Source organism: Shewanella indica (assembly GCF_002836975.1).
Taxonomy (GTDB): Bacteria; Pseudomonadota; Gammaproteobacteria; order Enterobacterales; family Shewanellaceae; genus Shewanella; species Shewanella indica.
In genome coordinates this window covers 1-7,843 of sequence record NZ_NIJK01000016.1, presented here as the reverse complement: position 1 = coordinate 7,843, position 7,843 = coordinate 1, and the positions used below count along the sequence as shown (strand labels likewise).

Genomic DNA, 7,843 nt, shown 5'->3' with positions numbered 1-7,843 from the left:
ATCGGAAACCTACAAACAGGTTTCCGATTGTCTCTCATCAGGAGGATCGGTCAACCGATCCTTATCTGATCTACGTTGCGCCTAATGACGGGGCGTTTTCGTTTTAGCCTTTACTCACAGCCCCGTTAAACCAAGGTTCCAGGCGGCGATAGCTGTGGCTGCCGACATAGATAGTCAAGGCCGACAGCAGCCCCCCCAGCAGGGTCGAGGTCAATACATCGACACTCCAGTGCATTCCCAGCAACATACGGCTCAGCCCCATCAACAGCGCCCAGCAGATAAGCAGCGCCGGAAGCCAGAGATTATTGTGCCTTAGCAGAAAGAAACTGCTGCACATAGTCAGGGTCACGGCAAAAATGGTGTGGCCGGAGGGAAAGGAAAACCCCGTTTCTATCTGCCAGTGGCGCTGGATTTGTGCTGAAATGGGCATATCCAGCGGTGATACCCCGGGAAGAACCTGGGCCAACAGCTCCCTGCGGGCATATTTGTCTATGCTGTAGAACTCCTTGATATCCAGATGCTGCTGGTGGGACAGCCATTCGATATAGGGCCGTGATTCGGCAAATACCAGCTTGAGCTGTTCATTGAGCAACAAACACAGCACCAAGCCCAGCGAAGTGCAGAACATCATCTTCAGCCAGCTGCCCCTCGGCAGGATAAAAAAGCTGATGGCAAACACCAACAACACAGTGCTTACGCCCCAGGGGGCCGAACCGGATACGGTTAACCAGTACCAAAACTGAGCGGCGGCACTGTCGAGATTGAGCCAGGGGAAGAGCGGCTCTGACAGGGAAAACAGCGTCAGCGGCAAGCTGAGCAGAAACAGCCAACAAATGGCCAGGGAGGTCAAAGGGACGGCTGCATATTTCATTAATACACCCTTATCGGAACGGACAAACCGCCATTGTGCCAGAGAAAGGAAGTGCAGCAAGTACTATTCAGTGTTTGGTTAAGCTGAGTGTCATGTTGCGCTAAACAGGGGCCGAAGTTGTTTTCTGCTACCGGGGCGCGCTGGCAATGAGGGCAACGATTGATGATACTGATTAAAAACGGCTACAGAGTACCCAGAGTTTCTGATATGGCATTGTCTTGATATAGCCAATGTGACTGAAAGTTGAATATAAAAAAGCCCCTGCTAGAGGGGCTTTCCAAGAACTCAAATACCAAGTGGATTACTTGATTTTGGCTTCTTTGTAGATAACGTGCTGACGAACTACGGGATCAAATTTTTTGATCTCCATTTTCTCAGGCATGTTACGCTTGTTCTTGTCGGTAGTGTAGAAGTGACCAGTCTTGGCGCTTGAAACCAGCTTGATCTTCTCACGATTTCCTTTAGCTTTAGCCATTTTCTATTACACCTTCTCGCCACGGGCACGAAGTTCAGCAACAACGACTTCGATACCTTTCTTGTCGATAATGCGCATACCCTTGGTAGAAACGCGCAATTGTACGAAACGCTTTTCGTCTTCTAACCAGAAACGGTGGTTCTGCAGGTTAGGTAAAAAACGACGACGAGTTGCGTTTTTTGCGTGCGAACGGTTGTTACCAACCATTGGTCGCTTGCCAGTAACTTGGCATACTCTTGACATGTCAATCTTCTCCAAAAAACAATTTTAACGCTCGAGCATTAATGTGCCTCGTATGGCCGTCGCCCGAGGCACAAAGAGGGCGCATGTTATACAGGATAACTGAGGAAAGATCAAGCGATGGATCAAACTATCCATCCGCGTTCTGCGAAGGAAACTATCTCGCAATCCCCTACAACCATATGATCCAGAAGCGAAACATCTATGGTTGCGAGCGCACATTTCAACCGCTCAGTAATTCGCCTGTCAGCCTGGCTGGGCTCAGCCACGCCGGACGGGTGATTATGGCAAACTATGACCGCCGCGGCCTGTTTTTCCAGCACCAGTCTAACCACCTCTCGCGGATAGACGGATGCAGAGTCCAGGGTGCCATGGAATAATTCCACGAATTGGATTACTCGGTGCTGGCTGTCCAGCAACAGAATCGCAAACACCTCGGTGGCACGGTCTGCTAATTGTCTCATTAAATAGTCGCGAGTCAAATCCGGATTTGTCAAAACCGGCCCTCTTTGCAGCTTTTCCCGAGAAATTCGTCTCGAAAGTTCGGCGGCGGCCTGCAATTGGGTATATTTCACCGGCCCCATTCCCGGAATTCGGGCAACTTGATTCAGTGGTGCCACCAAGAGTTGCCGCAGTGAACCGAATGCCGCGAGCAAATCTCTGGCTAATTCAACCGCACTTTGCCCCGCCAGGCCGTTACGCAGCAAGACCGCCAGTAACTCGGCATCACTCAGGCTCTTGGCTCCCTGCTGCAGCAACTTTTCCCTTGGGCCCTCTCCTGTAGGCCAGTCTCTGATACCCATCCTTGGCTCCCGTCCCTATGCCCTATACTTTGTTTCAATTATGGTCGAGATTTTTGAAGCTGCATCCTGCCAAGTCGGGGGAGCTTTGTGATATCTTAGCCGCCAATTACCATCAGTTGATTGTTTCTATGAGCCTGAAGCATAAAAAAATCCTCTTGGGGATTGGCGGTGGCATTGCCGCCTACAAGAGTGCTGATCTGGTGCGGCGCCTGCAGGACAGAGGTGCCGAAGTCAGAGTCGTCATGAGCCAGAGCGCCATGGAATTCATTACCCCGCTGACCTTGCAGGCGTTATCCGGCCATCCGGTAGCCTCAGATCTGCTGGATCCTGCGGCCGAGGCTGCCATGGGGCATATCGAATTGGCCCGTTGGGCCGATCTGGTTATCATTGCCCCCGCTACCGCCAACCTGTTGGCCCGCATTCGTGCCGGTATGGCCGATGAACTGATCACCACCACCTGCCTGGCAACGGCGGCTAAGGTGATGCTCTGCCCGGCGATGAACCAACAGATGTACCAAAACGTAGCGACTCAGGAGAACCTCAAGGTGCTGGCCGAGCGCGGTTATGGTATCTGGGGCCCGGATAGCGGCAGCCAAGCCTGTGGTGAAATCGGCCCGGGGCGTATGCTGGAACCCAATGATATCGCTCAGCGAGCCGCCGCTTGCTTTGAGCCACAGCTGTTGGCCGGCCAAAAGCTGCTGCTCACCGCCGGACCGACCCGTGAAGCGATAGATCCTGTGCGTTATATCTCCAACCACAGCTCTGGCAAGATGGGGTTTGCACTGGCCACTGCGGCGGCGCAGATGGGCGCCGAAGTGACTCTGGTCAGCGGCCCGGTTAATTTAGCTACCCCGGCAGGGGTGACCCGAGTCGATGTGCAATCGGCCAAAGAGATGCTCGATGCCGTGATGCAAAGGGTGGAACAGCAGGATATTTTTATTGGCTGCGCCGCAGTGGCAGACTATCGTGTCGCCGATGTCGCCGAAGCCAAAATAAAAAAATCTTCCGAAACCATGGCATTGGCACTGGTGCGTAACCCGGATATTCTGGCCACGGTCGCCAGCCATTCTATCCGGCCCTTTACCGTGGGTTTTGCGGCAGAAACCCATGAAGTGGAGACCTACGCGCGTGACAAGCTCAAGCGCAAGAAACTCGATATGATTGCCGCCAACGATGTGTCTGTTCCGGGTCAGGGTTTCAATGCCGACCGGAATGCTCTGAAAGTATTTTCTGCAACAGGTTGTGATGAACTGCCGGCCACCGACAAGTTGAGCCTGGCCAAACAGTTGCTGATCCTGATAGCGAAGCATAAAAACCACTCATGAAAACACCCATAGAACTGAAAATTCTCGACTCGCGTATTGGCAGTGAATTTCCGCTGCCAAGCTATGCGACCCCTGGCAGTGCCGGCATGGATCTACGCGCCATGCTGGACACCAGCATCACCATAGCCCCGGGGGAAACTGTATTGATCCCGACCGGAATTGCGGTTCATGTGGCCGACCCTTCTCTGGCGGCGGTGATTTTGCCCCGCTCGGGTCTGGGCCACAAAAACGGCATAGTACTCGGCAACCTGGTCGGCCTTATCGACTCTGACTATCAGGGCCCGCTGATGGTTTCCTGCTGGAACCGCAGCCAGACACCTTTCACCCTGGAGATAGGTGACCGCTTGGCCCAATTGGTATTTGTGCCCGTCGTTCAAGCCCAGTTCAAACTGGTGGATGAATTTGACACCTCGGACAGAGGCGAAGGTGGCTTCGGTCACTCAGGCACTCAATAATTCCTGCCACTGACAGAGCGAAACATGGCTGTAAAAGAAAAAATCAATCGTCGTGAACATATACTCCAATCCCTTGCCAGAATGCTGGAAACCAATCCGGGGCAAAGGATTACCACTGCCAAGCTGGCCTCGGAAGTTGGCGTGTCGGAAGCGGCGCTTTATCGCCACTTTCCCAGTAAGGCGCGGATGTTTGAAGGCCTGATTGAGTTTATTGAAGACTCTCTGCTGTCACGCATCAACCTCATCATGGATGAGGAGAAAGATACCATGAAACGCTGCCAACAGGCACTGCAGCTGTTATTGGTGTTTGCCGAGCGCAACCCAGGGATCTCCCGGGTACTGAGCGGTGATGCCCTGCTGGGCGAAAATGAGCGTCTCAGAGAGAGGATCAACCTGTTGTTTGCCAAGTTGGAAACCCATCTGAAGCAGATCCTGCGGGAAAAATCCCTGCGAGAAGGGCAAAAATTCGCCCTGGATGAAGCCATTCTGGCAAACCTGCTGTTGGCCGTGGCCGAAGGCCGTATTGCCCAGTTTGTTCGCAGTGAATTCAAGCTCAAGCCAACGGCTCACTTCGAGGAGCAGTGGCAGTTTATTCAAAGCCAGTTATTGCAGAGCTGAACGCCCTGTTTTTCAGGATCAAGGACGGTAAAAACCGTCCTTTTTTTATGGATTTAGCCTTGTCCAAACCCAAGCATTTAATTAACATTGAAAAAACATAGGTTACTTATAATAAACACAAGGATGTCAAATGAAATTCCAACCTTTGTTGACTGGTATATTATTGCTGGCCCCCACTCTCGCTTTGGCCCAGAGTAATCAAACGCCCACGCCGGCAGAAATTTTCAGCCAGGGGGCGCAATACACCAATGTCAAAATCTCCCCCTCCGGTGACTATCTCAGCGTGATCATGAATCACGAGGGAAAAGATAAGTTACTGATCCTCAATACTGAAGACCTCAGTGCCAAGCACATTGTTTACTTCCCGGGCAACGCCCAAGTGGGCAGTTATACCTGGGTCAACGATGAACGTGTCGTGGTCGCCAAGGAATACCTCAAGGGCTGGGATGATCGCCCGCTCTACTATGGTGAATTGATGGCGGTGAACGCCGATGGCTCCAAGGTCGCCTATCTGTTCGGTTACAATTCGGGCCAACAGCAAACCGGTTCCCACCTGAAGAAAAACACCGCTATCCAGGCCACGGCCTATGTACTCGATCCCTTGCCGGATGATGACCGCTACATGTTGGTCAACGCCATCCCCTGGAACGGCGGTCGCAGCCTGGATTATGAACAGTTGCAGGATGTCTATCAGGTTGATGTCTACCGCGGCACCCGCAAGAAAATCACCCGCTCTCCCATAGGTATGGCCAGCTTCATGACAGATGATGACGGTGAAGTGCGCTTTGTTGCCGGTCAGGACAGAAGCAACAACACCCGGATTTTCTACCGTAACGACGGCGAATGGATTGACACAGACAAGCTGAACATAGGTTTGAAGGACTTTACCCCTATCTCCTTTACCGAAGATCCCAACAGTGTCTATGCCTCCGCCTCCCTGGCCGGTGAGCCCAAGGCCGTGTATCGGGTCAACCTGAAAACCGGTGAAAAGCAGCAGATAGTCAGTGATGCCAGAGTCGAGCCGGACAACTTCTGGATCAACGGCCAGAACAAACAGCTCTACGCGGTGGAATTTGCCAACGGTTACCCAACCTACGCCTTTGTTGACTCTGAAGATCAGCATGCCGTGTATCTGAAGCAACTGCTGGCCAGCCTGCCGGGGCACCAGGTGCGCATCGTCAGCGAGACCCGTAACGCCGACAAGATGGTCATTCTGGCCTTCAACGACCGCAACCCGGGCGACTACTATCTGTTTGATACCAAAGCGGTCAAACTCAGACACCTGCTGCGTACCATGGAAAGCATAGATCCGGCCAACATGGCCGAAGTGAAACCCATGGATATCAAGGTGCGAGACGGCATGACGATTCAGGCCTACCTGACCTTACCACCCGGTAAAGATCCCAAGCAGTTGCCTCTGGTGGTCAACCCGCACGGCGGCCCACACTATGTCAGGGACAGCTGGGGCTTTGATCCTCAAAACCAGATGCTGGCCAATCAGGGTATTGCCGTACTGCAGGTTAACTTCCGCGGCTCAGGTGGTTATGGTGAAGCCTTCCAGCAAGCGGGCTACCGCAAGTGGGGCAGTGAAATTCAATACGACATCATAGACGCCACCCGCCATCTGATAGATCAAGGCATAGTGGACAAGCAGCGCATCTGTATCGTCGGCGGCAGTTTTGGCGGCTACAGCGCGCTGCAAAGCTCGGTTATGGAGCCGGATCTATTTAAGTGCGCCATCGGCTTTGCCGGGGTGTACGATCTGGAAATGATGTTTAAAGAAGGTGACGTGCAGGAACGTGACTCGGGCACCAGCTACCTGCGAACTGTGCTTGGTCAGGATCAAGCCGTGCTGCGCGCTATGTCGCCCACTCGCAACGTCGACAAGCTCAAGGCCAATCTGCTGCTGGTGCACGGTGGCAATGATGAGCGCGCTCCCATAGAGCAGTTTGAAGCCCTGGAAGATGCGCTCAAGAAGCGTAACTACCCCTACCAGAAAATCATCATGGATGATGAGGGCCACGGTTTCTACGATGAAAGCCACAGAGCCATCTATTATCAGAAAATGCTCAACTTCCTGAAGCAGAATCTGGGCGTTTAAGTTTAACAGCCGTAAACCAAGCCGCTCTCCAGGGAGCGGCTTTTTTCGTGCTATGGGGCTTTTCTGGTATGAATTTACAGCAAATAGCGGTATCCTCCGCTTCCCGCAGATAAATGTGAAAAGCGTCACAGCTTGAGCGGACAGTAACAAACGGAAGGCGCTGGCTTGGCGTCTATCCGCCGGAGGAAAACAATGGCATTGAGTGAAGCAGCTTTGATGGTTCAGACCGCGCTCCTGGAGCGAGGACTCGAGACCCCCATGGTACCCTGTGGCTTGTCGGCCGAGGAGCGCAAGGAAAAAATAGAGGCCCATATGAAGGCCATTTTGACCTTGATGTCGCTGGATTTGAGCGACGACAGCCTGATGGATACGCCGAAACGTATCGCCAAGATGTATGTCGACGAAATTTTCTCCGGCCTCGACTATGCCAACTTCCCCAAGATCACTGTTATCGACAACAAGATGGGCTTCGATGAAATGGTGCGGGTGCAGGACATCAGTCTCACCAGCACCTGTGAGCACCATCTGGTGACCATAGACGGCACTGCTACTGTGGCCTATCTGCCGCGGAAGAAGATCATCGGCCTGTCGAAGATCAACCGCATAGTGCGTTTCTTTGCCCAGCGGCCACAGGTGCAGGAGCGCCTGACCCAGCAAGTACTGGTCGCGTTGCAGACCCTGCTGGAAACCAAAGATGTGGCGGTAAAAATGGATGCGGTGCATTACTGCGTTAAATCCCGCGGTGTGATGGACTCCACCAGCTCCACCACCACTACGGCTCTTGGCGGCGTGTTCAAGTCCAACCCGGCCACCCGCGCCGAGTTTCTGCATCAGGCCAAATAGCTTCTCCGCCATAAAAAACGCTGCCAAGGCAGTAATGCCGATCAGTTAAGACAGATCGCTTGACGATCTCACTGAAAGGATCAAAATCCGATGACCCCATGTCATCGGATTT

At 53.0% G+C, this 7,843-nt stretch carries 9 protein-coding genes; 5 read left to right on the top strand and 4 right to left on the bottom strand.

The genetic code is table 11. The annotated features are described in order from the left end of the window. Positions 1–103: 103 nt before the first annotated feature. From CX650_RS03770 to radC, 4 genes are all read right to left on the bottom strand, one after another. A complete protein-coding gene (locus tag CX650_RS03770) occupies positions 104–871 on the bottom strand; it encodes a phosphatase PAP2 family protein (RefSeq protein WP_101095059.1) in 768 nt (255 codons plus the stop codon). Between the two features lie 301 nt (positions 872–1,172). Beyond that, complete coding sequence (rpmG, locus tag CX650_RS03765; RefSeq protein WP_025010872.1) at positions 1,173–1,346, bottom strand: 50S ribosomal protein L33; 174 nt, start codon at positions 1,344–1,346, stop codon at positions 1,173–1,175. Positions 1,347–1,352: 6 nt separating this feature from the next. Then, on the bottom strand, positions 1,353–1,589 hold the full coding sequence (gene rpmB / locus CX650_RS03760; RefSeq protein ID WP_028769274.1) for a 50S ribosomal protein L28: 237 nt from the start codon (positions 1,587–1,589) through the stop codon (positions 1,353–1,355). Between the two features lie 122 nt (positions 1,590–1,711). Continuing rightward, positions 1,712–2,389 (bottom strand): RadC family protein, encoded by a 678-nt coding sequence (radC, locus tag CX650_RS03755; RefSeq protein ID WP_039035359.1) that lies wholly within the window; start codon positions 2,387–2,389, stop codon positions 1,712–1,714. A 128-nt stretch (positions 2,390–2,517) separates the two neighbouring features. On the opposite strand from radC, the gene coaBC reads away from it, so the two are divergent. The 5 genes from coaBC to folE all read left to right on the top strand — a co-directional run bounded on the left by coaBC (position 2,518) and on the right by folE (position 7,731). Further along, entirely contained in the window at positions 2,518–3,714 is a 1,197-nt protein-coding gene (gene coaBC, locus CX650_RS03750; protein ID WP_165566087.1) for a bifunctional phosphopantothenoylcysteine decarboxylase/phosphopantothenate--cysteine ligase CoaBC, read from the top strand. Continuing rightward, entirely contained in the window at positions 3,711–4,169 is a 459-nt protein-coding gene (gene dut / locus CX650_RS03745; RefSeq protein ID WP_025888140.1) for a dUTP diphosphatase, read from the top strand. The genes coaBC and dut overlap by 4 nt, the downstream gene beginning before the upstream one ends. A 24-nt stretch (positions 4,170–4,193) precedes the next feature. Continuing rightward, positions 4,194–4,787, top strand: a complete 594-nt coding sequence (gene slmA, locus CX650_RS03740; RefSeq protein WP_025010868.1) for a nucleoid occlusion factor SlmA — start codon at positions 4,194–4,196, stop codon at positions 4,785–4,787. Between the two features lie 130 nt (positions 4,788–4,917). Then, positions 4,918–6,888, top strand: coding sequence for an alpha/beta hydrolase family protein (locus CX650_RS03735; protein ID WP_101095058.1), 1,971 nt, complete (start codon positions 4,918–4,920; stop codon positions 6,886–6,888). Between the two features lie 192 nt (positions 6,889–7,080). Then, positions 7,081–7,731, top strand: a complete 651-nt coding sequence (gene folE, locus CX650_RS03730; protein WP_025010867.1) for a GTP cyclohydrolase I FolE — start codon at positions 7,081–7,083, stop codon at positions 7,729–7,731. The last annotated feature ends 112 nt before the right edge of the window (positions 7,732–7,843 follow it).